22 protein-coding genes and 2 pseudogenes are annotated in these 24867 nt (G+C 71.6%); 7 read left to right on the top strand and 17 right to left on the bottom strand.

Annotated features, from left to right (window positions below; genetic code table 11):
• From ABEB12_RS07455 to ABEB12_RS07425, 7 genes and pseudogenes are all read right to left on the bottom strand, one after another.
• Positions 1–288 (bottom strand): annotated as a pseudogene (locus ABEB12_RS07455) (NADH-quinone oxidoreductase subunit C); the annotation flags it as partial.
• Complete coding sequence (locus ABEB12_RS07450) at positions 285–1898, bottom strand: proton-conducting transporter transmembrane domain-containing protein (protein ID WP_185061008.1); 1614 nt, start codon at positions 1896–1898, stop codon at positions 285–287. The gene ABEB12_RS07450 and the pseudogene ABEB12_RS07455, both read right to left, overlap by 4 nt.
• Complete coding sequence (locus ABEB12_RS07445) at positions 1898–2563, bottom strand: hypothetical protein (protein WP_185061007.1); 666 nt, start codon at positions 2561–2563, stop codon at positions 1898–1900. The genes ABEB12_RS07450 and ABEB12_RS07445 overlap by 1 nt, the downstream gene beginning before the upstream one ends.
• A gap of 13 nt (positions 2564–2576) precedes the next feature.
• On the bottom strand, positions 2577–3524 hold the full coding sequence (locus tag ABEB12_RS07440; protein WP_185061006.1) for an NADH-quinone oxidoreductase subunit H: 948 nt from the start codon (positions 3522–3524) through the stop codon (positions 2577–2579).
• Positions 3521–5593 carry a proton-conducting transporter transmembrane domain-containing protein gene (locus ABEB12_RS07435; protein ID WP_185061005.1) on the bottom strand — a complete coding sequence of 691 codons (2073 nt, stop codon included), beginning with the start codon at positions 5591–5593 and terminating at the stop codon, positions 3521–3523. The genes ABEB12_RS07440 and ABEB12_RS07435 overlap by 4 nt, the downstream gene beginning before the upstream one ends.
• A complete protein-coding gene (locus tag ABEB12_RS07430) occupies positions 5590–5991 on the bottom strand; it encodes an NADH-quinone oxidoreductase subunit B family protein (RefSeq protein ID WP_345702639.1) in 402 nt (133 codons plus the stop codon). Before ABEB12_RS07430 ends, ABEB12_RS07435 begins: the two co-directional genes overlap by 4 nt.
• Before the next feature lie 396 nt (positions 5992–6387).
• Positions 6388–6708: pseudogene (locus ABEB12_RS07425) on the bottom strand (ArsR/SmtB family transcription factor); the annotation flags it as partial.
• 124 nt (positions 6709–6832) lie between these two features.
• Between ABEB12_RS07425 and ABEB12_RS07420 the strand changes: the two are divergent.
• The 4 genes from ABEB12_RS07420 (at position 6833) to ABEB12_RS07405 (ending at position 9034) form a co-directional block, all read left to right on the top strand.
• Positions 6833–7507: a CBS domain-containing protein gene (locus ABEB12_RS07420; RefSeq protein ID WP_185061004.1), complete on the top strand. Its 675-nt coding sequence runs from the start codon at positions 6833–6835 to the stop codon at positions 7505–7507.
• A gap of 35 nt (positions 7508–7542) precedes the next feature.
• Positions 7543–7917, top strand: coding sequence for a hypothetical protein (locus tag ABEB12_RS07415; RefSeq protein ID WP_185061003.1), 375 nt, complete (start codon positions 7543–7545; stop codon positions 7915–7917).
• Between the two features lie 156 nt (positions 7918–8073).
• Entirely contained in the window at positions 8074–8217 is a 144-nt protein-coding gene (locus ABEB12_RS07410) for a hypothetical protein (RefSeq protein ID WP_221497712.1), read from the top strand.
• A gap of 415 nt (positions 8218–8632) precedes the next feature.
• Positions 8633–9034 carry a DUF5313 family protein gene (locus ABEB12_RS07405; RefSeq protein WP_345702637.1) on the top strand — a complete coding sequence of 134 codons (402 nt, stop codon included), beginning with the start codon at positions 8633–8635 and terminating at the stop codon, positions 9032–9034.
• A gap of 101 nt (positions 9035–9135) precedes the next feature.
• On the opposite strand, the gene ABEB12_RS07400 is transcribed toward ABEB12_RS07405, so the two are convergent.
• The 3 genes from ABEB12_RS07400 to ABEB12_RS07390 form a co-directional block, all read right to left on the bottom strand.
• Positions 9136–9678 (bottom strand): TetR/AcrR family transcriptional regulator, encoded by a 543-nt coding sequence (locus ABEB12_RS07400; RefSeq protein ID WP_345702636.1) that lies wholly within the window; start codon positions 9676–9678, stop codon positions 9136–9138.
• A gap of 170 nt (positions 9679–9848) precedes the next feature.
• Positions 9849–10157: a hypothetical protein gene (locus ABEB12_RS07395; protein ID WP_185061001.1), complete on the bottom strand. Its 309-nt coding sequence runs from the start codon at positions 10155–10157 to the stop codon at positions 9849–9851.
• 202 nt (positions 10158–10359) lie between these two features.
• The gene (locus ABEB12_RS07390) at positions 10360–11154 is read right to left on the bottom strand and encodes a hypothetical protein (RefSeq protein WP_185061000.1); all 795 of its coding nucleotides are present in this window, start codon (positions 11152–11154) and stop codon (positions 10360–10362) included.
• Between the two features lie 770 nt (positions 11155–11924).
• Between ABEB12_RS07390 and ABEB12_RS07385 the strand changes: the two genes are divergently transcribed.
• The 3 genes from ABEB12_RS07385 to ABEB12_RS42055 all read left to right on the top strand — a co-directional run bounded on the left by ABEB12_RS07385 (position 11925) and on the right by ABEB12_RS42055 (position 14772).
• Positions 11925–12272: a hypothetical protein gene (locus tag ABEB12_RS07385; RefSeq protein ID WP_185060999.1), complete on the top strand. Its 348-nt coding sequence runs from the start codon at positions 11925–11927 to the stop codon at positions 12270–12272.
• Between the two features lie 1103 nt (positions 12273–13375).
• Positions 13376–14107, top strand: coding sequence for a hypothetical protein (locus tag ABEB12_RS07380; protein WP_185060998.1), 732 nt, complete (start codon positions 13376–13378; stop codon positions 14105–14107).
• Positions 14050–14772 (top strand): 2Fe-2S iron-sulfur cluster-binding protein, encoded by a 723-nt coding sequence (locus ABEB12_RS42055; RefSeq protein WP_425572222.1) that lies wholly within the window; start codon positions 14050–14052, stop codon positions 14770–14772. The genes ABEB12_RS07380 and ABEB12_RS42055 overlap by 58 nt, the downstream gene beginning before the upstream one ends.
• Here the strand turns inward: ABEB12_RS42055 and ABEB12_RS07375 are convergent.
• The 7 genes from ABEB12_RS07375 to ABEB12_RS07345 are packed head-to-tail and all read right to left on the bottom strand — an operon-like array spanning position 14693 to position 24865.
• Complete coding sequence (locus ABEB12_RS07375) at positions 14693–17005, bottom strand: RND transporter family protein (protein ID WP_185060996.1); 2313 nt, start codon at positions 17003–17005, stop codon at positions 14693–14695. The two genes, ABEB12_RS42055 and ABEB12_RS07375, sit on opposite strands and share 80 nt — an antisense overlap.
• Positions 17002–18309 (bottom strand): MlaD family protein, encoded by a 1308-nt coding sequence (locus ABEB12_RS07370; protein ID WP_185060995.1) that lies wholly within the window; start codon positions 18307–18309, stop codon positions 17002–17004. The genes ABEB12_RS07375 and ABEB12_RS07370 overlap by 4 nt, the downstream gene beginning before the upstream one ends.
• Positions 18306–19577: an MlaD family protein gene (locus ABEB12_RS07365; RefSeq protein WP_185060994.1), complete on the bottom strand. Its 1272-nt coding sequence runs from the start codon at positions 19575–19577 to the stop codon at positions 18306–18308. Before ABEB12_RS07365 ends, ABEB12_RS07370 begins: the two co-directional genes overlap by 4 nt.
• Positions 19574–20878: an MlaD family protein gene (locus ABEB12_RS07360; RefSeq protein ID WP_345702635.1), complete on the bottom strand. Its 1305-nt coding sequence runs from the start codon at positions 20876–20878 to the stop codon at positions 19574–19576. The genes ABEB12_RS07365 and ABEB12_RS07360 overlap by 4 nt, the downstream gene beginning before the upstream one ends.
• Complete coding sequence (locus ABEB12_RS07355; protein ID WP_185060992.1) at positions 20878–22272, bottom strand: MlaD family protein; 1395 nt, start codon at positions 22270–22272, stop codon at positions 20878–20880. The genes ABEB12_RS07360 and ABEB12_RS07355 overlap by 1 nt, the downstream gene beginning before the upstream one ends.
• A complete protein-coding gene (locus ABEB12_RS07350; protein ID WP_185060991.1) occupies positions 22269–23621 on the bottom strand; it encodes an MlaD family protein in 1353 nt (450 codons plus the stop codon). The genes ABEB12_RS07355 and ABEB12_RS07350 overlap by 4 nt, the downstream gene beginning before the upstream one ends.
• Positions 23621–24865 carry an MlaD family protein gene (locus ABEB12_RS07345; protein WP_185060990.1) on the bottom strand — a complete coding sequence of 415 codons (1245 nt, stop codon included), beginning with the start codon at positions 24863–24865 and terminating at the stop codon, positions 23621–23623. Before ABEB12_RS07345 ends, ABEB12_RS07350 begins: the two co-directional genes overlap by 1 nt.
• Between the last annotated feature and the right edge of the window lie 2 nt (positions 24866–24867).

The following is a 24867-nucleotide window of genomic DNA, read 5'->3' as shown; positions in this document are numbered from 1 at the left end:
CATCTCGCGTTCGAATCGGCCGGCGGGGAAGGACAAGGCGGCCAAGCTCGGCACTTCGGGCCGGCTGGGGTCGAGTCGCACATGCAGCTCAACTCGCCGGTCCGGCCGGGGCGCGGTGAACAGGTACACCGCCCGCAACCCTCCGCCGCCCGTGCCGGTGTGGTCGCGGTCGTCGTGCCCGGCTACCAACGCGACCCGGAAACCCTGGGTGAGCAGGTCATCGGCCCGTCCCGCGAGCTGCGCGGGCGTCAGGGACAGCACGGTTCGCTGGTGGTTGGCGGCAATCATGGCGTGCTCGTGATCGTGTCCGCGGCCTGGTAAAGCAACTGTTGGAGTGCTCCTGTCGTGATCCCGAGGACGGCGCACGCGATCAGGCCGGCAGCGAGGACGGCAATGGTGCCCGACGGGCTGCGTTCGCCCGGCGGCACGGCGACCGCGGTCGCGCTGGTGCCGCCGGTGGCCGACGTGGTGCTGGCCGACGTGGCGGTGGCGGATATGACGGTGGCTCCGGTGTCGTTGGCTCCCGTCGTGGTGTCTCGTGTGTCGGCTGCTGTTTTGGTGGGCTGGTGTGCGGGGTTGCCGAGCAGCATGTGCGCGCAGTGGGCGAGCAGGGCGGCGGTGACGACCAGCACCAGCAGCAGCGCCGCCGCGATCAGCCAGCCGGGGCCGGCGGCGAACCCGGCGCGGAACATGCCCAGCTCGCTGGCGAACAGGCTGAACGGAGGGAAGCCGAGCAGGGCGAGCACACCGAGGCCGACACAGCCGGCCAGCACGGGGTCGCGGGCGGCCAGGCCGCGCACCTGGTGGATCTGGCTGGTGCCGGTCAGCTGCAGGATCCGGCCCGAGCCGACGAACAGCACCGCTTTCGCCAGGCCGTGGCCGAGCATGTGCAGCAGTAGCGCGGCGACCGCGAGGCGGGTGCCGACGGCGGCGGCGAGGGCGAGCAGGCCCATGTGTTCCATGCTGGAGTAGGCCAGCATCCGTTTGTAGTCGCGCTGCGCGAGCAGCAGCGTGGCCGCGACCGCGAGCGTGGCCAGCGACATCACCAGCAGCAGTGTCCGGGCGAAGCCGGGGCCGAGGGCGGCGTCGGCGAGGTGTTTGACCCGCAGGATGGCGTAGAACGCGACCGACAACAGCACCCCGGACATCAACGCGGACACCGGGGCGGGGGCTTGGGAGTGCGCGTCGGGTAGCCAGGCGTGCAGCGGGGCCAGGCCGACCTTGGTGCCGAACCCGAGGATCAGCAGCGCGATGGCGATGCGGGTCACCCCGGGATCTAGGCCGGTGGCGATGTCGTTCAGGTTCCGCAGGTTTAGGCCCGGCCGGCCGGCGTGGGTGGCGGCGTGGTTGAGCAGGAACGCACCGAGCAGCGCCAGTGCGATCCCGGTGGAGCAGATCACCACGTACTTCCAGGCCGCCTCCACCGCCGCGCGGGTTCGGCGCTGGCCGACCAGGAACGCGGTGCAGATTGTGGTGGCCTCGACGGCGACCCACAGCAGCCCGAGGTCGGCGGCCAGCAGCGCGGCGGCCATCGCGGCGATGAACAGCGCCACCAGCACGCTGTGGAGGGCCGCGGCGCGTGGGGTGGCCCGTTCGGCGGTGATCTCGGCGGCGAGGTAGGCGGGGGTGGCGGCGGTGGCGAGCAGCGCGATCGTCCCGATCACGACCAGCATGTACGCCGAGAGCGCGTCGACCCGCAGCACACCGCCGGCCGCGGTGTGCGGGCCGGTACGTGCCACCAGGGCGGCGAGCGCGACGGCGGCGCACAGCAGCAACGCCGAGCAGCTGGCGGCCAGCCAGCGGGTGGACGGGCGCCAGCCCCACAGCGCGTAGCCGGCCGCGCCGAGCAGCGGGAGCAGCACCGGCGCCCAGATCAGTAGCGGAACGAGGGTGTTCATCAGTCGCGCAGCTCCCGCAGCTCGTCCAGGTCGGTATCGCCGAATGCCTCGCGCATACGGGTGGTGAGCAGCTGCAGTACCAGCACCGCGAGCAGCACGTCCAGCGACACCCCCAGCTCCACCGCGAGGCCGACGTTGGCGGTGGTGAGGAACCCGACCGCGGTGACGCCGTTGTCCATCAGCAGGAACCCGACCAGCTGCGACAGCGCGCGACGGCGGGTGACCAGCACGAAGAACCCGATCAGGATCACGGTGATGCCGACCGGGATGGCCTGGGTGGCCGGGGAGGGAGCCAACGCCACCAGCGGGTGGGACACCGCGTAGGCCAGCAAGGTGAGCACGGCGGCGGCCAGCAGCGAGGCCGCGACGTTGACCAGCGGATCGGTCTCCCGCCGCGCCTCCCCCGTCCCACCCAGCGCACGAGCCAGCAGCCAGGGCAGCACACCGGCCCGCAGCACCAGCACACCGAGGGCCACCACCCCCAGTTCCACCGACGCCTCGTGGGCGGCCAGCACCGCGACCAGGGCGGCCAGCGCCGCGCCCTGCACGGCAAACACCCGGATGATCACCGTGAGCTCGCGGCGCCACAGCACCAATACCGCGCACAACAGCAATCCGCCGCAGGCCAGGTCCAGCAGCTGCACATACAGCAGCTCGCCGAGCACGCGCCGCCCCCTCTCAGGCCAGGAAGAACGAAGCGGCGACCGCCAGCAGCGCCAGCAGGAACGAGCCGGCCAACAACTCCGGCACCCGAAACAGCCGCAGCTTCGCCCAGAACACCTCGGCCGCCGCCAGCACCACCCCCAGCACACTGACCTTGATCACCAGCGCGGCAACGGCGACCAGCAACGTCGCCGCGCTCGTCTCGGTGGCGATCCCCCACGGCAGGAACAGGTTCGCGAGCAGCCCGAGGAACACCGCCAGCCGCATCGACGAGGCCAACTCCACCAGCGCCAGGTCCGGGCCGGCGTACTCCAGCACCATGGCCTCGTGGACCATGGTCAGCTCCAGGTGGGTGGACGGGTTGTCCACCGGCAACCGCCCGGTCTCCGCCACCACGACCACCGCCAGGGCCACGGCGGCGAGCAGGCTCACCGGGGACACCACCCGCGCCGGGTCGCGCAAGGTCGCGGCGACGATGTCGGCCAGGTTGGTCGACCCGACCCGCACGGACAGCGCGAAGATCGCCACCAGCAGGGTCGGCTCGACCAGCGCGATGATGGTCATCTCCCGGCTCGCGCCCATCCCGCCGAACGCGGTACCGGTATCCAGCCCGGCCAGCGCCAGCGTCGCGGTGCCGAACGCCAGCAGCGCCACCACCACGAACAGATCCGCCACCGGCCCCAACGGCGACTCGACCACCAGGAACGGGGCCGCCGTCGCGACCACCAACACGGTGGCCATCAACACCAGCGGGGCCAGCCGGAACATCTCGCTGGTGCCCTTCGGGGTGATCGCCTCCTTGCCGAACAGCTTGCGCGTATCTCGCCACGGCTGGCCGATCCCCGGCCCGACCCGGCCCTCCATTCTGGCCCGCACCTGCTGCATCAGCCCGACCAGCAGCGGCGCCCCGGCCACCAGCAGCACCGGTTGCGTCACCCCGCCCACGACCCCGAGCGCGCTCACCGCAACGCCGCCAACACCAGCAGCACCCCGCAGACTGTGTAGAACCCGTAGCCCAGATAGCGGTGCACGCTGCCGGTGGCCAACGCCCGCCCCGCCTCGCCCCACCGTGCCGCGGCGGCCAGCACCGGGGCGTACAGGCGTCGTTCGATCCGGTCGGGCACGCGATGGCGGTATTCCACCGTGCGCACCAGGTAGCGGGACTCCTGGTGGTGATCGACATTCACGTCCGTCTCCGGGGCCACCACGTTGTCGAACACTCGCTGCAGCGGCTCCGCGAACGAGGTCGCGGTGTACTCCATCCGCGCCGACAGCGGCCCGCCACCGCAGTCCCACAACCGCGCGGCTCGACGCCGCGGCCCGCTTCGCGCGGCGCGCCGAGCCGTCACCGCCGCCCGGGTCGCGGCGAGCACCACGCCCCCAGCCACCGCCAGCGCCACGGCCAGCAGCAGCGGCGACAACGACCCGGTCACCCCGGTCAGCTGAAGCGTCGCCACCCCGGAAACCGCCGCCGTGTCCCCTCGCCCACCCAACGCCGTGTCGGTGGCGGCGGACACCACCGGCAACACACTCGCGGGCAACACGGCGAGGCCGACACAGGCGAGCGCGGCCAGCCCCATCCCGGCCAGCATGCCAATCGGGGACTCGCGCGCCCGCTCGGCCCGGGCGCTGCGCGGTTTGGCCAGGAACCCGACCCCGAAGGCCTTGACGAAGGTGGCGACCGATAGGCCCGCGGTCAGCGCGACCGCGGCGACCGCGACCGGCATCACGACCGCGGTCACCGTCGAGGCCCCACCGCTCCCGTCCGGCAGCCCGTGGATCAGCGCCTGCAGCAACAACCACTCCGACACGAATGCCGTGCCCGGCGGCAACGCCGAGGCGGCCAGCCCACCCAGACCGAACAGCGCGGTGGTGACCGGCATCCCGGCGCGCAACCCACCCAGCGCGTCCAGGTCGCGGGTGCCGGTGGCGCGCAGTACCGACCCGGCGGCCAAAAACAGCACCGATTTGAACGCCGCGTGGTTGATCACGTGCAGCAGCGCCGCGGTGAGCGCCAGGCCGGCCAGCACCGGCTGCCCAGCGGTGTCGAACAGGCCCGCCGCGCCGACCCCGACCAGCACCAGCCCCATGTTCTCTGTGGTGGACTGGCCGAGCAGCCTCTTGAGGTCGGTACTCATCGCCGCCTGCAAGATGCCGTACACCGCCGAGATGGCGCCCAACCCCAGCACCAGCAGCCACCAGCCGCGCACACCGCCACCGGCGGCACCGCCGAGAAGGTCGAACCCGACCCGCAGGATGCCATACACACCGAGGTTGACCATCGCGGCGGACATCAGCGCGGACACATGGCTCGGCGCCTCCGGGTGCGCCCGGGGCAGCCACGCGTGCAGCGGCACGATGCCCGCCTTGGAGGCGAATCCCGCCAGCGTCGCGGTGAACACGACGGTGCCCACCCCGGCGGGCAGCCGGCCGGCGGCCTCCCGCAACGCGGCGAACGAGTCGTTGGCCGCGTACGCGGTGAACACCAGCAGCCCGGCCAGCACCGCGAGGAAACCCAGGTGGGTCATCACCGCGTACCACAACCCGGCCCGCGCCACCTCGGCCCGCCGCCGGTGCTCGGCCACCACCAACAGCAGCGAGGTGAGCGCCATCAGCTCCCAGCACACCAACAGCGTCGAGACGCTACTGGCCGCCGGCACGAACAGCATCGCCAGCACGAACAGCGGCAACACCGCTGACGCGCCGCGTCCGTCCACACCGTGCCCGCGCGTGTAGGCCGTGGCATACACACCGGCCCACACCCCCACCACACCGGTCACCACCACGAACAACCCGCCCAACCCATCCACCGCGACCGCGATGCCAGCCAGCGGCAGCAGGCCGGGCAGCGTCATCGACGCGGGCTGTCCGGCCACCGCACCCACCCCCGCGAGCACCCCGGCAGCCCCCGTCAGCGCGGTCCCCACCCCCACCACACCCGACCGTGCCCGGCGGGGCACCCACACCGCCGCGGCCGCGCTCACCAGGCCGAGCACGCCCGCCGCAGCCAACCCCAGCGCGGCGAAGTTCATCGGCCGGTCAACGTCCGCAACCCCGCCACGATCGCCTCCGGCCGGGGCGGGCAACCCGCGATCTCCACATCCACCGGCACCACCTCGGCGACCGACCCGACGACCCCGTACGCGCCGGCGAACACTCCACAGTTACGTGCGCAGTCCCCCACCGCGACCACTACCTTCGGCCCCGGCACCGCCTCGTAGGTGCGCCGCAACGGCTCGGCCATGTTCCGGGTCACCGGCCCGGTCACCACCAGCGCATCCGCATGCCGCGGCGAAGCCACCAACCGAGCGCCATAGCGTTCGGCGTCGTGCACCGGCCCGAACGCCGAACCGATCTCCACCTCACACCCATTGCACGACCCGGCATCCACATGCCGGATCTGCACCGAGCCCGCCAACCCCGCCGCCACAGCCCGCTCCGGCGGATCCACCTCACCGGCCGCGGGGGCGGGGCGTGCTGGTTCGGCTATCCGCCCGACCCGATGGATCAAACGCCACAAGCCCAGCACCTCAGGCACCCACCAACATCCGACACTCCCCACCGAAACGACACCGACTCGAACTCACCGATATCTCTGGCATCTCCGGCACTCACCAGCGCTAGCCGGCACTGACCCAATCTCCGGCTGGCCCCTGATCACCACTGATCGCTCACCCACGGCCCGAAGGACGCGGCCGCCCCGCCGGGCAACAAGCCAACAATCAGCGGGGCGACCGCGAGCTCAACGGGGCGAGGCTCGATCCCGCGCGTCACGGCCGCTTCCAGGGCCGGCTGTGGTGCTGGCGGTGGAGCCGGCGGCGACCGGGGTGCGCAGGTCCTCCAACAACTCGACCTGCCCCGACAACACCCCGGTCAAGATCAACCTGGCCACCGCGAGCAGCTCGGCGACATGCGGGCTGATCAGCGAGTAATAGACCGTCGAACCGGACTTACGAGTCGACACCAACCCCGCCCGACGCAGCACCGCCAACTGCTGCGACAGGTTCGCCGGCTCGATACCCACCTCCGGCAACATCTCCGCCACCGCGTGCTCGCGCTGCGACAACAGTTCCAACACCCGGATGCGCGCCGGATGGCCCAAAGTCTTAAAGAACTCCGCCTTCAACTGATACAAGGGGCGACTCACCCAACACCCCTCCCCGCGCCGCACGATCAGTCACGATCAGTCACGCACTATAGTCGCCACTTTCACTAGTTGCTAATCTTAGCAACTCTGAAAGAAAGGTACAGGATCGAGGCGCGAGGCGACCATGAGCGAGCCCGCCGAACAGACTGTCGCTGACCTGATGGTCCGTCAGGTACACACCGTCGTGCCCACCACCCCGTTCAAAGAAATGGTCGGCACGATGATCTGCCAAGACACCGACATACTGCCCGTCATCGACCTGGATGGGAGACCGGCCGGGGTCGTGACCGAGTCCGACCTGATGGCCAAGCTGGAGTTTCGGGCCGGTGCCGATCGCCCGTCTTTGCTTGCCGGGAGCCGGGGGCGTGCCCGCTGGCACAAGGCCTCCGGTGTCGCCGCCGCCGACGTGATGACCGGCCCGCCCATCGTGATCGGCGCGAGGTCGGGTGCGGGTGTCGCGGCGCGGCGGCTGGCGGCGCACCAGGTGCGTCAACTGTGCGTGGTCGACGATGCCGGGTTGCTGATCGGACTGCTGTGTCGCCAGCACCTGCTGCGGCCGTTCCGGCGTGGCGATCCGGCGATCCACGCCGACCTGTGGCGCCGGCTCGCTGAGTGCCGCCACCTGGCGGACTGCTGCGACGTCGAGGTCGCCGACGGGGTCGTGACGCTCACCGGGGCGGTGCGGCTGCGTAGCCACGCGGAGCAGGCCATTCGGGAGGCCCATGAGACCGCCGGGGTGATCGCGGTGCGCAACCGCATGCACTACGACTTCGACGACTACATGATCACCGGCATGTGAACCCGAACGGCGAGTAGTGGGGCCAGGTAGTGGTCATGGACGCCGACGGAGGCAACGGCGTGGGCGTGCCAGACCGCGCGGGTGTGATAGCGCGGATGCCGCGGCTCACCGCGACCGCGTTGGAACAAGCAACCGAGGCGTTCCTGGGTGGTGCCCCGGTGGTCTCCACCACATTGCGGCCGGCCCAACGCGCCCTGCCCGAGATCCACGTCGGCCTCAAGCACCATACAAACGGCCTGGTACACGACGCGCATGCGCTGCTCACCGAATCCGAGGTACCGAGTCCGGCGCACGGGCGCTCCGTCCTGGCCGAGCCGCGCACCAACGCTGGCCTGGAGCAGTTGGCGGATCTGGCCCGGCAGGTGGGCCGATATCGCCCACTCACGGGTGGGACGAGCGCCCATCGATGATCCGGTGACGGCGGTCCTCGCCTCGATGAGCCGCACCTGCGTGCGGACCCTGCAGGCGGTCGCGGCCGGGTTGGAGGCCACCTCCGTGGCGGGGGTCCTGCCGAGCTCGCGGGCCTAGACGCGGCGTACAGCGAGGTACGGTCGTGTCGGCGACGGTTGTTCGCCGCGTGCGCCCAGGCCCCGTTGGCCGCGGCGCTCGACGCGACTGTGGTGGGCCGCCGCTACGAGCGGTTCGCCCAGCACGCGGTGTCGGTCGCGGACCAGGCCACCGCGCTCGCCAGGAACCATCAGCGCCGGTGACGGATTCCCCGGTGCCTCGGTCACCCACACCCACATGACCAACTCCCGCGTCGCTGACCCCGAAGTCCTCGAACAGTGTTTCCCGTGCGTCTCGCGGAACTCGGCATCCGAACCCGCAGTAGCCACACCGGTCGATGGGTCGGCGGCAACGGCGGCGCCGACGCGACCACCAGCGAGCTCGCCGGCCGCGACTCGAGCGACCAGCAACCGGGCGACGTGCTGGAGATCCTCGCCCTCCGGCGGCGGACACAACCCACCCTCAGCGGCGCGCGCCAGCCCAACCAGGCCCCCTGTCGCCGGCGCCGCGCTGGCCGCCCCCGAGCAGGACTGAGCGCTGGCGGTCACGCTCGGCGACGCTCGGTCGCGTGAAGCGTGACCCGGGCACGGCGGCGGCGCGAGCGACTATCGTGAACTGGTGAAACCTCGACGGCCAGGACCGCTGCGCTGGCTGTGGTACGCCCTCGGCGGCGGCCTACCTCTCCGCTACCGGGAGTGGGTCTTGCATGACGCGTCCCGCGACCGGTGGGTGCTACGGCATTTCCTCCGCGCCGCGGTACAGATCAGCCTGGTGTCGATCCCGATCCTGCTGTTGGTGCCCGGGCCGATGTGGGTCCGGTTATCCGCGTTACTGCTCGGCGCGCTCGTGGGGCTGCAGTACGCACTGTGGTTCGTCGACGGCTCCGTCGAGCGTCGAATCCGCAAAGCCGGCTATCCGCCCGGAGCGGCGCAAGCCGCCCGAGACGCCCTGCACGCCGAGGAACGCGCGGCAGCCGCCGCCCGATACGCCGCGCGCTACCAGTCCGGCAACGCCCGCTGAAAGCCGCACCCGATCCTCGCTTCGCCGGTGCGACGCAAAACCCGGGCACGCAGGGCGCAGCGCGCTGCCACCGCTGTGCTCGATCGATCACGGTGCGCCACTCACCGAAGGCTGTCTGTGACGAAGTCGAGCACCGCGTGCAGCTCATCACTCGCAGGCACGTCCGCGAGCTGAGACACAAGGCCCTCACAGATCAGCTGCAGATACAGGGCGAGCGCCCGAACCGGCACGTCTGACCGGACTCGGCCGGCCCCGCGCTGGTGTTCCAGCCGACGGGTGATCGCCCCCGTGACCGCCTCGGCGTGGGTCGCCCAGGCGGTGCGGAACCCGTCCTCGGTGCGCAACCGGTGCGAGATCTCCCACCACAGTTCGAGCCCACCGTGCCCGTCACCGGCGCCCGCGTCAGCGAGCATCTCGCGCATCAACCCCACCGCGTCCCGTCGCCCGGCCATCACCGCGATCCGCCGCGCTTCCCGATCCACGAGCGCGAGAAAAAGCATTTCCTTGTCGCCGAAATGGTGGAAGATCGCTCCACGCGACATCCCCGTCGCCTGCTCTAGACGCCGCACCGTCGCACCGGCATAGCCATACCGTCCGAAGCATGCCCACGCCGCGTCCAGAATGCGTTCACGGCGCGCGGCCAACCGCTCAGCGCTCAGACGGGGCACATCTCACCCCTGACCACTCGCGGCGCCGGCAGGCACAGACCGAACCCCCACCCTCAACATCCACCATCGTCCGCGACCGCGCTCAGCCGTCCCGCCACGCGCCCATGGCCCGCCACGACCTGCCTGGACTTCCACCCCGACAGCGGTCAGCGCGCGTCCACGGCAAACGCGCGCACCGCCGGCTCCACCCAGCCCGCGGTGTCGACGCCATGGCGAGCCGCCACCTCCAGCAACTCCGCCACCCGCGCCCCGTAAAGTCGCGCCCGCTCGTCATTGCCGAACCGCCAAGCCGACTGCACCGCGGCCTGCGCGTGCTCGACCTGTCCACGCAACACCGTTCGGAACTCGCTCATCGACCCCTGCCCGCCCTCCCTCCCACGAGCTGAGCGCTGTCCGCCGGCGACCAGCACACCAATAATCTTCACATATAACGGATTTTGCAAGTGCTGGATCATGCAAATCTGACGACACAGCGGGCAGCCCGCGTTCCGTCGTCTGGCTGTCCCCGAGAACCCGCCCGGGCCACAATTTGCGACCTCGCCAGTTGCGAAAGCTCGCAATCACGTGCACTCCCGGATTCTTGCCCGCCCTCGATGCGGCGCCCAGGGACTAAAGTCCTTGTCACCGCGTTCCGCGCCCGCCGGGTCGCGCCGGCGCTCAACCGGTGGTCGGTCCCTGGAATGGACTGAACACCCGCGCCGCGTGCACCGCGACCTGATAGGTCGTGACCCGGCTGGTCAAGCTGGGCAGGGTCCAGCCCGGCGGGGTCGCCGCGACCAGACCCCGCACACACGCGTCATAGACCTCGACATCGATCAAGGGGCCGATCGAACCGGCAACCGCCCGCGCTAAACCAGGCAGTGCCAGCAACAGTTCGTGGACGTGCCGGATCCCGATCACCGATCCGCACGGGCGATCCCACGCCGTCCGCCGCACCAGCACGTCCACACCCGGATCCCCGACGAGAAGGTTGATGACCACATCGGCGTCCCGGCACGCCTGCTCCAGCGGCACCCCCGCCGCACCGGGAACCCACACGGCGATCTGACCAATACCGGCGGCCAGCAACAACGCGACGACCACCGACACGGTGGGTGCCCCAACCACCAGGACCCGTGCGCTCGACACCGGCCGCCCGAGCCCACCCAAATACAGCAGCGTCGCGGCGGTCAGGGTGATCGCCCGCAGGTCATCCTCAGTGACGAACGGCCGTTCCCCCAGATCAATGAGCATCTGCTGAGCCTCACGGGCACACCGCCGACCCGCGCCCACCACAAAGATCGCACCCACCCGCGGAGGCAGCCGCCGCAACCGCTGCGCAAGCTCAGCGCCGTCGCGCGTTGCGACCGTCATCGTGGCCACCGACAACCCCGACAACACCGCCAGCATGCCCGACACGTCCCTCACCGGGGCCGCTAACCCACCATCGGCGGTGTCCTCCACCAGCGCCAACGTCCACACCGGATCCGGCCGTGCCGGCATACACCCCGGCATCACCGGCTGACCCCAACTCGCCCAGCCGCACCTGCTCACCGCCACCCCGGCCACTCTTGCCTATTCTGGCAGTTAAGAAAATATGCAACTACTAGTGCTCTGAGTATCGCATACGCTCGTCGTCGATACTCGGCGAATACGTGGCGGCCTAACGAGAGTCCTGAGCCGCGCGCTGGCTATCAATGTGGTCGTTCCGCCGTCCGATCGTGGGTGCGGGGCGCACGGCGTGCCACCCAGCAAGCCGGCCCCGATGACCCTGGTCCACGCGCGGGCAACAAACCCCGGCGGGCGCGTGGATGGCGTCAGTGCCGGCGCGGGCGGCGGTGCGGAGCTCGGCGGCCCAGACGCCGCTGTGGCGGCTGTTGCCCGCGAGCGTGGCCGCGTTTAGGTCGGCCGAGCCGGTAGCCGCGGAACACCTTGCAGAGGAACGGCAGCGTGGACACGCCGGGATGCCTCATCAGCAGCCCGATCATGACGGCGGTAGCGAGCACACGCGGAGCCACAGCGGTCCATTCAGTGATCCGCCACCATGTCAGGATTCGGGACGTTCAAGTCCGAGACACACCGCGCCAGGCTCGGACTGGGGGGCTACTCGCTCGTGGCATCGGGGTGTTCGCCACTAGCCGCACGCCCGGGGCGCACAACGGACCGGGCGTTGTAGTGCCGAGGCCAGGTCTGGCCGGCCCTAGCTCGCACCCCGAGCCCGCGTGGACACGCGGTCACCGCTCATGCTCTCGCCGCTCGCACGCCGGTATCCGGACCGCGACCTCGAGGTGATCGGACACCGCTGTGAGTATCTCCGTCGAGCTTCATCGAGGGATGTCCATCTCAGCCGCTCGGCCAATGGCGGCGACCAGGTCTTCGGTGGCATGCGCGAGTTGCCGCGCGTGCTGGTTTGCGCGGCGCAAGCTGTCCCCGAGCTCGCCGGTGCGCGCCGTCCGCAGCCCGCTCAGCACCTGTTCGATACGGTTGTGCTCACGGCGCACCAGGTACAAAAGGTTCCGCAGCTCATCCAAGCTGCCCCCAAGGGCCGGGTCTACGTCGCTGTTCCCGCTCATCTCGATCCCCGCCGTTAGTGTCTGGAATCCCGCGCTGGTCGATAACCACCGACGCCGTCGTGCCCGCACATGTCGGTCACCTCGCGGCTGTTGTGCACCATGGCGCTACGCGGCGGTCGGCGTGTTTGACTTGATGTGGCCCTACAAGACCTCGACATCGTCGCCAGCGGCTCGAGTCGGCGGCTGAGAGCGGCGAACGCTCGCACCGCCGGGTCGACCCACGCCGCGGTGTCGATACCGTGACGGGGAGCCAACTCGAACAGCTCCGCTAACTGGGCCGCATGAAACTTGGCGCGTTCATCGTGACCAACCCGCCGCACGGCGTTCAACACCGCACGGTGTCCTCGGCCTGTCCACGCAGGACAGTCCTGGATCGGCTCATCGCTCCCACGCCACATTCTCACCCGGGCCAAGCACAGCGAGCATTCATGCTCTTCGCATGTAGTGAACTTCGCAAGTGCTGAACCATGCGAACCATCGCAAACCCAGGACTGTGACCGGCGGGCGATGTCGCGGCGGCGGCCCGCAGCCGAGCACCGAGAGTAAGAGTATAAGCTTTGAGTGTCCGCGTCGGCTCGTCTGTCCGGGCCAAGATCGCCGCCCGGGTGTCGTCCCCCGAACCTCCAGGCGGCGATCATTGTCGTGCCCGAGGCGGCATGCGGTTCCCACGCCACACGCGGTTGAGCGAGGGCGCGGCGGCCAAGCAGCCTGGCTCATCCCCCGCCGAGCCTCAGGGATCGCGGTCGTTGTCACGCTCTCCCCGCCGTCAGCACCGAGACCCGGATCCTCGCGACTCCGCCCGGCGATCCAAGCCACCACGATCAGCCGAAACCCACGGCCACGGCCTTCGGCGCCAACGCTACTCCGATCTTCCCGGTCAGATCCGCCCACTGCGGCAACATCACGGCCGGCAACAACACATGCGTCACCCGACTTAGCGACCACCGTCTGCGCCACGCCGCCCCCTACTGCCCGGACGGGTTGGTACTGACCGAAGCCGCCCGGCGGCCGCGCGAGCCGTTTCGCCGACAAGCGACTGGCGGTCGCTTGACTGAGCATGCATCTTCTGCGTTACTACAGGTCCGAGCTCACCGACGAGACCTCGATCCGGGAGGCCCGAGATGGTGCACACGCAGCTGATCGCACAGCCCGCCGCAGACCCCGTGGTGTCGCGCGGCCAGCAGTTGGCCTGCGCCTGGTGTGGCCCGTTGCTGATTCTGCTGATCGGCGGGGGACTGATGGTTGCTGGCCTCTGGCCGCCGCCGGAGCCGTCGGCCGGCGCCGAGCAGATCCGCGCCTTCTACGCCGAGAACCCGGTCCGGGTGCGTGGCGGGCTGGCGCTGATGATGGCCGGCATGGGACTGATCCTGCTGTGGGGGGCCTCGATCACCGCGCAGACCAGCCGGATCAAGACGTCGTCGACGGCACTGACCTTCGTGCAGGTCGCGGCGTTCGGCGTGGCCACGATCATTGGCGTGGCCAGTGTGATCTCTTGGGGCGTCGCCTCGTTCCGTCCCGATGCGGTGTCCGCTGAATTGACCAGGGCGTTCTCCGACCTCGGCTGGTTCTTCTTTGTCTTCGACTGGTCACCGCTGTTCGCCTGGTATCTGGCGGTCGGGTTCGCCATCTTCGCCGACCGGGGCGGGGCGCCGGTGTTCCCCCGCTGGGCTGGCTACCTGAGCGTGTGGGTCGCGCTGCTGTCGGTGCCGGGCGGCCTGATGGTCTTCTTCAAGGACGGACCACTCGCCTTCAACGGGATCTTCGCCATTTGGATTCCGCTGGGTGTGTTTTTTGTATGGATCATCGCGATGACCGCGCTGGTTATCAGGGCGATCGACCGCGCGGCCGACTGAGCCGCCCGCCTACCGGGCGCGGGTCCGCCGCCGGGTTCGCGGTCGTTGCCGTGGCCGGTTCCCGCCGCGCCGAGCACCAATTCACGCGTCTGCTCGCCGGCGATCAACACTTGAACCGACCGCCGGCCTCTCCGACCAGCCCGCGGGCAGCCGCGTGCCCCGGTTCCGAGCCGAATGCGCCGACCCCGATCGCTGCCGGGCCGTGCGCGTCGACCTTGCGCCGCGCGGCATCGGTTCGGGATGGGATCAAACCACCCATGCTAGAGACCAGTAGTCGCTATTGGAACGGAGCACGGATGTCCGACGGAGCGGCGATCGTCGGTCGTGTGCGGGTCCTGCCCGCGGACATCACCTTCGATGTGCGCGAGGGGGAGACGGTGTTCCGGGCGGCGATCCGGCACGGCCTGCGCTGGCCGACGATCTGCGGTGGGGATGGCGAGTGCGGAGTGTGTCACATAGTCGTTGAGGACGGCGCGGATGTGTTGGTCGAGCGGTCCGCCGCCGAGTCCGCGCGGCTCGCGCTCGGGGTGGAGGCGGGCGAGCCGAGTGCCCGCCTGGCCTGCCGTACGCAGGTGCAGGGGTCGGCTACCGTGCGCCGCCGGGGTGTTCGGGAACGGACGGCGGAGCGGGCGCTTCATACGCGACCGGGGCCACCCACAGGGTGAGGCGCGCGGCCAGGTAGGACAGTGCGACCACCGTCGCGAGCAGCAGGCCGAACTCGGTGAGCAGGCGCAGTTGTGAGACCGTCAGGCTCAGGTAGCCGGCTGCGGCGACGAGTCCCGCGGTGAGTACCGCGCGCCGCAGGTCGGGCCGGCTGTCTCGGTGCGCCGCGGCGAACAGCACGGCGAACTCGGTGGCGGTCACGGTGGCCAGCGAGCCGAGCGCGGCGGTCAGCGGGTTGACCGCGATACCCAGGGCGGTGAGCAGGGCCAGTCCCCAGCCGGTGGACAGCAGTGCGGCGACCAACGCCCGCGCCGCGTCGCCGCGTCGGCGTAACCCGGCGGCCAGCACCGCTGAGGCGGCCAGCACACCGAGCAGGCTGGTGAGGTAGCGGTCGTCGGCGAGAAGCTGTGAGCCGTGGACCGCGACAACCGGCAGGCCGACGAACTCCGTGTGCACGCCCGCCGGCGCCGGCGGGAGCGCGGCGAGCGCACGGTCCAGCAGTCCCCGCAGCTGATCGAGATCTCCCAGCTCCGCGCCGAAAATCATCAGGGCCTGGGTCCGGTCCGGCCGGACGATCGCCTCGGTCAGGTAGGAAGGCAGCAGCTGCACCGCCGAGTCGATCTGTCCCTGGGTCGCGTCGGACCCCAGGAATCGCAGCAGGTCCGGCGGGGTGAGGACCGGGCGCAGTGCGCCGGCGGCCGCGCCGAGCAGTGCGTTCTGTGCCTGGCGCGACCAGTCCAGCACGGTTGGGCTCAGCACGTCGGGTCCGCTGATGCGCAGCCCGATCTCGCCGGTCGAGCCCATCAGGTCGGCGGTGTGCGCCACGTCCGCCATCGCCGGCAGGCCCTGGGCCAGCTGCGTCGGGTTGGCTTCCACCGGTAACCGGGCCAGCCCAGCCCAGCCCGCGGCGCCGACCGCCACCGCCGCCGCGAGCGCCCCGAGCCGCGCCCACCGAGGAGCCCGACGCGCCAGGTCATCACCGGCCTGTGTCGCGGCCGGAGTGCGCGGCGGAGCGAGTGCGGGCACCGGCGAGCGGCGCCCGGTCAGCCACAGGCCGAGCCCGGTGACCACGAGCAGCCCGAGGCCCAACGCGAGGCCGAGCCCGCGGGTGAACGGAAGCGCTGAGCACACCAGCGAGGCTGCCGCCACGGCGCTGGCCAGCGCGGTGACCAGAACCGTGCGCCGGTCCGCGCGCATCGCGAGGTACACGGAGAAGTCGCTGCCGCAACCCAGCACGATCGGCGCGAAGGCGGCGACGGCCAGTGACATGTGCCAGCCTGTCCAGCCGATTGCGGCCAGCACCAGCGCGCCGCCGACCAGGGTCAGCGCCAGCGGCAGCAACCGCCGCGGCCTCGGGCCGCGCAGCCACGGAGTGAGCAGCAGCACCGCCGAGCACGCCAGCATGGCCAGCCCGGCGAGGTACGGCAGCTCGGTGCGCACCCGGCTGGTGGCCTGCGCGGTGAGCACCGGTACGCCGGTCACGGTCAGCCGGGCCTGTCCGAGCCCGGCCTGTTCGGCCAGCGCGCGGACCGTGTCCACCAGTCGCTGGGTGGCCGCCTGGTCCATGTCTTCGCGGGGCCGGACCAGGATCGCCACCGAGCTTGCGGTCGGCACCACGAATCGCCACTGGGGCCGGGGGTTGCCGGCGTCGTCGTAGATCACCGCGCGGGCGAATTCGGGGTTGCGCAGGGTGGGCAGGCCGGCGCGCATGCCCAGGGTGAGCAGGCTGCCGTAGTGCCGGTCGAATTCGGCGGTGACTTCGGCCACGTGGGCCTCGGTCTGTGCCGGGGTCCGGCCGGCCGCCGCGTCCATCTGCCTTGTCTGCTCGACCAGGCCGGCGCGGCGGTCGCCGATCTGCGCGAGCAGGTTCCGCGCGGACCCGGCCAGCTGGTTGAGCACGGTCGCGGGTCCGTACGCCGCCGCCACGTCCGGCAGGTGCGCCAGCTTGCCCTCCAGCGACAGCAGCCGGGGTAGTTGCCCGCCACCCGCGTCGGCCTGGTCAGCTGGGGCGACCAGCAGTTCGTGCGGCGCGGCCGACTCGATCAGCACGGCGATCGGGTCCGCGCCGAAGGCTCGGTCCCGCTCGCCGAGTGCGGTGAGAACCGGGTCGTCGGCGGGCAGTAGCGAGGACAGGGTGGTGTCGAGCCGCAGCCGGGCCAGCCCGGTGACGACGAAGGCCGCGACCAGCAGGATCACCACCCACACCACCAGCTGGCGCGGCGGTGGCCTGGTCACTTCGGCTGCCGCTCGATCCGGGGGTACGGCCCGACGTACCGTCCGAGGTCGGAGCCCCGGTCCGGCTTCGGCAGCGGGTTGAACACGCTGGTGAGCCCGTCGCGCAGGCCCACGGGCCCGGCGCCGGCCACGGCGAACTCGCTGGTGACCGGCTGCAGGCGCAATCGGTGCCGGCCGTAGCTGTCGGTGGTGGCGAAGGCGGCGCCGAAGTTGGCGATGAACGCGCCCAGCTCACGGCCGTAGGGGTGCGCGTGGTTCAGCACCGGGTTGACGTCGCTCATGACCGTGCGCAGCGGTGGGATGAGCCGCTGCACGTCGTGCGCGAACGGGCCGATTCGGCGCAGCGTGTCCGGTGCCCGCGCCAGCGTGCCGTCCAGCGGGTCGGTCATCCCGCGCAGGTCGCCGCCCAGTGCGGGCAGCTCGGCCAGCGCCGCGTTGAGGTCGGGCGCGGCGGCGCGCAGGTCGGCCGCGATCGGGTCCAGCGCGCCGGACAGGCGGGTGAACCCCGGGGTCGACTCGTGGATCTGGTCCAGGAAGCCGGGCAGCAGCCGCATCGACTCCTCCAGCGGGCCCTGTTGGCTCGCCGTCGCCGAGACGATCTGTCCGGCGCCCCGCACGGCGCGTTCCAGGTCGTGCTGGCCGCCGCCGAGGGCGGTCAGTACCTCGGTGAGCGCGCCGCCCAGCTCGCGGATGTCCTCGCCCTGCGCGGTCAGAGCGTCGAGGGCGGTGTGGCCGCCGGCGCCCAGCCGGGCCAGGCCGTCGAAGGCGGCGCGCACGTCGTCCTGCCGGTTGTCGGTGGCGAGGCCGGCGGAGCGGAGGGTGGCGCCGAGCGCCTGTCTGGTCGGCGCGGGCAGCCCGGCGAGCACGTCGCGCAGCTGGACGCTGGGCCGGCTCGCGGACAGCGGCAGCACGGTGCCGTCGGGCAGTTCGGCGCCGGTGCCGTCCACGATGCGCAGGTAGGACTGTCCGGCCAGCGACTTCTCGCTGACCTGGACGGTCACTCCCTCGTGCGGGGTGGGGGCGTCCGGGTTCAGCACGATGTCCAGCCGGGCCCGGTCGGGGAGCCGCTCGATGTGGTTGATCTTGCCGACCGGAACGCCGGCGATGGCCACGTCGGAGAACTCGACGAGGTTGTCCACATCGGTGACCTGCGCGCTGAACCGGTAGCCGGACAGGTTGTCGAACCCCAGGATCGACCCGCCGGCGTTCAGCCACATGTAGGCGACGAACACCACACAGGCGCCGACGAACGCGGCCACCGTCGCCAGCCGGCGCGGCGAGGCCGCCGAGACGGGTGCGCTCATCTGTTGGAACCTCCGCGGTGCGCGTTGCCGAACGGACTGGTGACGTTGATGTTCAGCTGGCCCCGGCCCCAACCGCCGTGCGCGTCCGAGGGTTGGAAGATCCCGCTGTTGTTGTAGAAGAACGCGGCGAGCCCGTCCAGGCCGGGAACCAGCGTCCTGGTCGCCGGATCGAGCTTGTGGGTGAACGGCGCGATGTCGCGCAACCCGTGGCTCACATCCCGGATGACCGGGGTGAGGTCGTCCAGCGTGGGTGCCGCGCGCCCGACCACCTCGCGCGCCACCGGCAGCAGGTCGTGCACCTCGTCCACGGTGTCGTGCAGCCGGTCGAGCGCGCCGGGTAGTTGGTCACTGGCGTCGCGCAGCTCGTGCACGGCCGGGTTCAGCTCGTCGGTGAGCCCGGCGACCTGGGTCAGCGAGGTGTGCAGCGCGTCGGTGGCCCCGGGGAGCGCGGCCAGTGCGGCGCGCACCCGCTCGTCGCCGCGGGCCAGCACGTCCAGGGTGGTCTGGGTGGCGTTCATCAGGTCGGCCAGGCGCTGGTCGTTGCCGCCGACCGCGCCGGCGATCCGGGAGAAGCTGGAGACCAGGGTGGCTATCTTCGCGCGCCGCTGGGTGAGCGCGTCGGCGACCGGTTGGAGCCCGGTCAGCGTGCCGGTGGCCTGGCGCAGCGCGGCCGGCACGGTGCGCGGGGCGTCGGCGAGCGCGATGTCCGACTGGGACAGCAGGATGGTCAGCGCGCGCCGGCTGCGCTCGTCGAGCTTGTAGAGGATCTCGTCGGCCTGCACGGGCCGGCTGGTTTGGCCGATCGGGATCAGGCCGCCCTCGGGCAGTTCCTTGCCGGGCGGGCCGCCCGGGGACAGCGCGACGTACATCTGGTTGAGCGGGTTCTCCGGGCGCAACACCACCCGCGCGTCGTCGTACACCGGGTTGCCCCGGTCCACCTCGAGGGTCAGCACGCTGGTGCCCCGCGCGGTGGGCTCGGCGGCGACGATGGCGCCGACCACCACGCCCGCGATGCGCACCTCTTGGTGCTTGGAGGGGTTCACCGCGACCGCGTCGGCGACCTCGGCCCGGAAGCTGAACCGGGACGGCTGCCACGGCCACCGCACGTCCTCGTTGGCCAGGATCACGCCGAGCGCGGCGAGGCCGAGGGCGGCGACCACGACGAGTGCGGCGACGTCCCGGAACATGCCGGGCACGGTGCGCAGCCTGGTCCAGGCCAGCGCCAGCGACCGGCACCGGTGCTGGCGCCCGCGAGAAGGGTTGGTCATCGTGGCGGCCCACCGATCCCGTCGAGTCGACCCGTCATGTTGTCCAGCCCGAACGGCATGCCGTTGACCATCGAAGGTCCCTCACCGAGCTCGAAGTTGATCGCCGAGCCGTTCTGGTCGTGCTGCACGGTGCTGTTCGCCACGTTGGAGATCATCGCGGCAATCTGTTGATAGACGTTGTTGCCGTTGTCGCCCCCGCCGGCGAACCGGCCGGTGCCCTTCCACTCGGTACGCAGCATGTCGTTGACCGGCCCGTTGATCCGGTCCAGCACCGGGCCGCGCAGGTCGTCGAACACGTCGCGCCCGAGGGTGCTGACCGGGATCAGCTGGTGCACCAGTGAGCGCCCGTCCCGCAGCACGCCGGGCAGCCGGGCGGTCACCGGGCGCAGCTCGGCCAGCATCGGGTCCAACCGGGCCATCAGCGGGTCGAACTCGGCGGCGGTGTCGTGCAGGCGGGGGGCCGTGTCGCGCAGGTCGTCCAGCGTGACGCTGACCCGGCGGGCGGCCAGGTCGATCGCGGCGAGCGCGGACGGCAGCCGGTCCACGCCCTCGGCTAGTGGGCCGCGCCGCTCGGCCAGCGCGGCGGTGGCGGTGTCGAGGGAACGGAGCACGCCGTCGAGCTGGCCATCGCGCCGCAGCAGCGCCCCGGCGGCTTTGTCGGTGTCGGTGACCAGCCGGGCCAGGTCGACCTCGGGCTGCTCGCCGCGCGCCGAGGCCACCACCGGGCCGAGGGAGCGCAGCGGCGCCGGCGCGGCGGTGACGAACTCGCGCAGCGCGTCCGAGCCTCCGGCGCGCAGAGTCTGGTCAACCTGGGCGAGAGTGCCGCGCATGCCCTCGACGGCACGCGGCTGCAGCCCCTCCAGCGCCTCGTTCAGCTCCACCGGGGTCTTCGCCCGCTCCACCGGGATGCGTTCGGCGAGGAAAGCCCCCGGGCGGCCACCCGGCCGCAGGTCCACGTAGTAGCGGCCGCCCAGGATCGTGGTCGGCCGGACCATGGCGGTCGGCGCCTCGCCGAGCAGGCGCCGGGTATCCTCGTCCACCCGCATCGTGACCAGCGAGGTGCCCCGCTCGGTCGGCTCGACCGAGCGCACCACACCGACCGGGCTGCCGGCGATCTTGACCGCGCTCTCCGCCGGGTCCAACTTGTACGCGCGGGCGAACTCGGCCTGGATGGTCTCGCCGGGGCGGACCATGGCCAGGAGCGCCTGCTTGTAGAACACGCCGACCAGCAGCGCCAGCACGACAAGCAGGAACGTCGCGCCAGTCAATAACTGGCGCCGCCGCGTGGTGCTCGGGTCCATCACCGGCCCTGCCTCCCCTCGTCGTTGTCCGAGTGCCCGGTCGGGCCGAGCGGCAGTGGCAGGGCGCCGTAGGCCGGCCCCTTGCCCGGGGACGGACCACTGTGCTGGCCGGTGGTGCACAGCAGGCCGACCCCGGGCAGGGCGTGGTCCCGCCACGCGCCGCCACCCGGCGTCGGGTAGTTGTTGATCGCGCACGGGGTGGCGTCGCCGACGAACGAGGAGTTGACCGGGCCGGCGGACACCGCCAGGTAGTGCGTCGCCGGGTCCTCCCCGTCCCGGAAGATGTCCGGTCCGTCGGTGAAGAACCGGTTGATGTCCGGGGTGTACGGGGCGAGTCCGTCCAGGAACCCGCGCAGTCCCGCGAAGCCCTCGGACAGCCGGGGAGCCAGCGGGCGGGCGTCGTGGAACGCCGAATCCAGGCCTTCCAGCGCGGGTTCGGCGTCCTCGGAGACACCGGGCACCCGGCGCAGCGGCGCGGGCGCGTCCCGCAGCAGCGCGCGCACGTCGGGCGTGGCGCGGCCCAGGTCGCCGGCGCCGGGGCGCACCACGCGCACCACGTCGGCGGCGTTCGCCACCGGGCTCTGCAGTGAGTCGAGGATGGTTTGGAAGTCGGTCAGCGCGCCAGGTACACGCTCGAGCGTGTCGCCGAGCGGGCGGGTGTCGTCGGTGTTGACGGCGGCCAGCGTGGCGCTGGTCTGCCGGACCAGCGTGCCGAGCTCGCGCTCCCGACCGGTGAACTGGGCAGCCAGCCGCTGGCCGGCGCGGAACAGCCCGCCGAGGTCGGTGCGCGGGTCGGCCAGTGCCGCGCTGACCCGGCCGGTGTCTGCCAAAAGGTCCGGGCCGTTGGTGATGAACTCGCGCAGCCCGGGGCCGTGGCCGGCCGCACCGAGGCCCAGCGCGCGGACGCTGCCGGTGAGGCCCGCCCTGGTCGGCGCGTCGAACGTGTCGAGCAGGGCGTCGACGTCGGTGGCCGACTCGGTCCGCTCAGCCGGCAGTTCCTCGCCCTGTCCGAGCGGCCCCGCCCACGGGTGGCCGGGGTCCAGTTCCACGAACTTCTGGCCGAGCGCGGACTGGTCCCACATTGCGGCCCGTGCGTCCCGGTAGACCGGCCGGTCCCCGTCCAGGGCCAGGGTGACCACCGCTCGACCCGGCTCGTAGCGGATGGCCCGTACCTGGCCGATGCGCACGCTGCTGTGCCGCACGTCCGCCTGGGTGTCCAACTGGCCGACGTTGTCGAAGGCGACGTCCAGGTAAGTGTGTGGCGCCAGCGGCGGGCCCTGCTGCGCGGTCAGCGCGATATAGCTGATGAGCGAGGTCACCGCGATCACGCCCAGCCCCGCGTAGAACGAGCGGGCGCGGTTGCGGTGGATGGTGCGGGTGGTCAACGGTCTCACCGGCCACCCCCGAGCAGTTGGTTGAACATGTCGCCCTCCTGAGCGGGTGTGAGCCCGGTGGCGTCCCCTTCCCCACCCGAACCCGGGCCGGACTTCGGCGGCTTACCGATCTTGTTCGATCCGGTGCCCGGCGGCCGGTCCAGGGGCGCGAGCCGTCGCACGGCCTCGGCGGAACCGGGCAGCAGGTCGGGAAGCACCTTGCCGGCGGTGTCGCGGTCGATGGTCAGGTAGGCACGGAAGTAGTGGCCCGTCGCGTCGTAGCCGTTGGTACACAGCGCCCAGCCGGTCAGGAAGGACAGCACGTTGCCCATCTGGTCGGCCAGGGCGCCGCCGGCCGCGCGTAGCCCGGAGCTGGCCCGCCGCAGGTCGCCGCTGCCGGCCCGCAGGTCGGCCGCGACCGGGCGGACGGCGTCCAGCATGGACCTGGCCTTGGTCAGCACCGGCCGCAGCGAGGACACCGCGGGGTCGGCGGCATCAGCGAAACCGTGCAACTCACCGGCGATGTCGCGCAGGTCGCCGGTGACCGGACGCAGAGAGCGCAGGGTCGGGGTGAGCTGCCCGGCGAGCCCACCGAGGGTATAGAAGGTGCGCCGGGCCTTGTCCAGGCTGGCCGGCAGCTGGTCCAGGCTCGCGGTCAGCTGTTCGCGCCGGTCCGCCACCGCGCCCAGCGTCCGCCGCGTCTCCCCCACCATCCGATCGAGGTCGGCGCCGTCGCTGCCGGCCACCGCCGCCGCGACCGGGCTGGACAGGTCGATCAGCTGGTTCAGCGCGGCGTTCTGCTGGTTGAGGACGTCCACCAGCTGGTCGGTCTCGCGCAGCGCGGGGGTGAGGGCGGCCAGCGTGTCGCGCAGCCGCTGCCCGTTGTCGGTCAGTCCGGTGCCCAGGGTGGTGACCATGGCGGCCAGCGCGGTGGACGTGGGATCGTCCAGCGAGTCGAGCACCTGGTCCAGGTCCACCGAGGACGCGGTGTGCTCCAGCGGGATGGCCCCCGCATCGGCCATCAGCGGTGCGGTGGCGCTGCCCGGCTCCAGGTCGACGTAGCGCTCGCCCAGCAGGGACACCGGGCGGATGGTGGCCCGCGCGTCGGTGTGCACCGGGACCGTCTCGTCCAGTTGGAGCACGACCCGAGCACGGCCCCGGTCCAGGCCGATCTCACCGATCTGGCCGATCTTGACGCCGTGCGAGCGCACGGTGTTGCCCACCCGCAGCGGGCTGGCGTCCGCGAACATCGCCACCACGGCGGGTCGGGGCGGCCGGTCCCGCGAGACCACCACCGCGATGCCGGCGAGCAGCGCGAGCACCAGGCCGACGAACACGGCCCGGCGAAGGGTGCTTCGAAAGGTCGGCATCAGTTCATCCCGTCCCCGTGCGCGTCGGTCCACGGCTCGTGCACGATCGAGCCGGGCAGCGGCATCACGTTGTTGGCGCTGCCCGGCACCGGCGCGGGCGGGCCGTGCACCGAGTTGGCGCTGTTGCGCAGGTAGGCGGGGACGAAGTGGCCCTGCGAGTCGTAGTTGCTGAACACCGTCCGCCAAGTGGTGAAGAAGCCGGTCAGCTCCGGGGTGTAGGGCCGCAGGAACGCGATCGGCGTGTCCAACCGGTCCACCGTGGTGACCAGTTGCCGCACCGCGCCGCCGTCCCCGGTCCCGGCGTCGAAGAACGCCGGTGTGGCGCCGAACAGCTCGCGGCCATCCACCAGCAGCGGTCGCAGGTCGGCCACCGCGGGGCGCAGGTCGTGCAGCACCGGCCGCAGGTTCGCCGCGACCGAAGGCAGCCGGGCCACCCCGGGTCGCAGCTGGTCCAGCAGCGGCACGACGGCGTCCGCGGTCGGTCCGAACTGGCCGAGGGTGTGGCTGGCTTCCCGGAGGGTGGACGGCAGTTGGCTGACCGCGCCGGACAGTTGGCGCTGCTTGGTCGCCACCGAGGTGGTGACCGCGCTCAGGTTGGCCAGCGAGCCGGACAGCTCGCCGCGCCGCGCGGCGAGTATGTCGGCCATCCTGCGCAGGCTGGTCACGACCTCGCGGATGGCCGGGCCGTCCTGGCCGACCGCGCCCATCACCTGGCCGAGCAACTCGGTGGTGCGCCCGGCCTGCTGGACCGTGGCATTGACGTCGTGCTCCTTGCCCTCCAGCGTCTGGGCCAGCTCGGGCAGCAGCGAGCGGACGGTGGCCCGGGTGGCCGGGTCGAACGCTTCGAGCAGGTCCTCCACGGTCACCTGCGCGGCGCCGGCCTCGATCAGGCTGCCGCTGGGGAGCGCCGGGTTGCCCGCCGGACCGGGCTGGATCTTGATGTAGCGCTCGCCCAGCACCGACCGGTAGTCCACCGTGGTGATGGTCCCGGCGTGAAGCGGCGCGTGGGCCGCGTCCACCGCCACGGTGGCGATGGCGTTGTCCCCCCGGGTGACCAGCGATTCGATGGCACCGGCGGGCATTCCATTGATCTGCATCGGGCTGCCGGGGTAGAGCCCGATGGCCTCGGGCAGCACCACGCGAACCGTGTATCCGCCCCGGCCACCGACGAACACCACCAGCCAGACCGCGACCACCATGGCCACCAGCAGGACGGTCGCCGAGTTGAGGAGTTTGCGCGGCATCG

Origin of the sequence: Actinospineispora eucalypti, assembly GCF_039543365.1 — a bacterium.
GTDB lineage: Bacteria > Actinomycetota > Actinomycetes > Mycobacteriales > Pseudonocardiaceae > Pseudonocardia > Pseudonocardia eucalypti.
Note: the sequence above shows the minus strand (reverse complement) of the source record. Positions and strands in the feature narration are given on the sequence as shown.

Excerpts from the sequence above, each read along its gene's own strand:
- ABEB12_RS07450 (WP_185061008.1), bottom strand. The coding sequence starts at position 1,898 with ATGAACACCCTCGTTCCGCTACTGATCTGGGCGCCGGTGCTGCTCCCG.
- ABEB12_RS07435 (WP_185061005.1), bottom strand. The coding sequence starts at position 5,593 with ATGAACTTCGCCGCGCTGGGGTTGGCTGCGGCGGGCGTGCTCGGCCTG.
- ABEB12_RS07420 (WP_185061004.1), top strand. The coding sequence starts at position 6,833 with ATGAGCGAGCCCGCCGAACAGACTGTCGCTGACCTGATGGTCCGTCAG.
- ABEB12_RS07415 (WP_185061003.1), top strand. The coding sequence starts at position 7,543 with ATGGACGCCGACGGAGGCAACGGCGTGGGCGTGCCAGACCGCGCGGGT.
- ABEB12_RS07395 (WP_185061001.1), bottom strand. The coding sequence starts at position 10,157 with ATGATCCAGCACTTGCAAAATCCGTTATATGTGAAGATTATTGGTGTG.
- ABEB12_RS07385 (WP_185060999.1), top strand. The coding sequence starts at position 11,925 with ATGCTCTCGCCGCTCGCACGCCGGTATCCGGACCGCGACCTCGAGGTG.
- ABEB12_RS07380 (WP_185060998.1), top strand. The coding sequence starts at position 13,376 with ATGGTGCACACGCAGCTGATCGCACAGCCCGCCGCAGACCCCGTGGTG.
- ABEB12_RS42055 (WP_425572222.1), top strand. The coding sequence starts at position 14,050 with ATGGATCATCGCGATGACCGCGCTGGTTATCAGGGCGATCGACCGCGC.
- ABEB12_RS07370 (WP_185060995.1), bottom strand. The coding sequence starts at position 18,309 with ATGAGCGCACCCGTCTCGGCGGCCTCGCCGCGCCGGCTGGCGACGGTG.
- ABEB12_RS07365 (WP_185060994.1), bottom strand. The coding sequence starts at position 19,577 with ATGACCAACCCTTCTCGCGGGCGCCAGCACCGGTGCCGGTCGCTGGCG.
- ABEB12_RS07360 (WP_345702635.1), bottom strand. The coding sequence starts at position 20,878 with ATGGACCCGAGCACCACGCGGCGGCGCCAGTTATTGACTGGCGCGACG.
- ABEB12_RS07350 (WP_185060991.1), bottom strand. The coding sequence starts at position 23,621 with ATGCCGACCTTTCGAAGCACCCTTCGCCGGGCCGTGTTCGTCGGCCTG.
- ABEB12_RS07345 (WP_185060990.1), bottom strand. The coding sequence starts at position 24,865 with ATGCCGCGCAAACTCCTCAACTCGGCGACCGTCCTGCTGGTGGCCATG.